Source organism: Zhenhengia sp. (genome assembly GCF_046966505.1).
Lineage (GTDB): Bacteria > Bacillota > Clostridia > Lachnospirales > Cellulosilyticaceae > Zhenhengia > Zhenhengia yiwuensis.
Map to the genome: position 1 here is coordinate 332,659 of NZ_JBKVCH010000003.1, position 644 is coordinate 333,302.

The 644-nt window shown below is 34.3% G+C and carries 2 protein-coding genes; both read right to left on the reverse strand.

The features are described 5' to 3' along the window. Positions 1–299 (reverse strand): HK97 gp10 family phage protein (locus tag ACLTBU_RS05670; protein WP_412218067.1); only part of this gene is annotated, 299 nt, incomplete at its 3' end. Beyond that, on the reverse strand, positions 286–644 hold a 359-nt coding region (locus ACLTBU_RS05675), incomplete at its 5' end, for a phage head closure protein (protein WP_412218069.1). The genes ACLTBU_RS05670 and ACLTBU_RS05675, both read right to left, overlap by 14 nt.

The following is a 644-nucleotide window of genomic DNA, read 5'->3' on the forward strand; positions in this document are numbered from 1 at the left end:
CCTACTACAATTCTATGCCCACGTTCTACTAAATGAAAATGAGGGCTGGTTGACCTAAACTCTACATATAGGTCTTTACCATACCCCTTCACTTTACTTACTTTATAGGAATTAATAAGTTTCTTCTTACTCGTACCTTGTAGTCTTTCAGGTGTTTTCTTCTTAACTTCTTTCCTAAATTGATTTCCCATTTTAGTTAAAAGCTTCTCTGATTCGTCAGGATAGCTCTTCGTAACAAAAGATAATTTCTTCTGTAAGTCTGTTAGTCCATTCAACTGGAATACATCATTCTTTGCCATTCCTAATCTCCTTTGAAGTGGCTGTAATCTCTAAAGCAAAATCTCCCTCATCCACATTAATAATCTCTGTGATATGAAGGAGTTTGTCTTTATACTTTATTTTCATGTTAGGTGTTATGCCTCTATGATATCTTGTTAAAATCCTATAGACTGTTTCAGGTCTTAATCGTTCTTCTAAGGTTTGTTCAAATCCTCTTATGGGCATAATATTAGCCCACATAGTTTTTATTGGTTGCTCTGATAGGATTGTTTGCCCTATTGAGTTAGTTGTTTCTGTGTAGGCTGTGAATGTTATTCTTTTGTTTAGTTTTCCTGCGTTGAAATAGATTTTATCACCTACTTTCT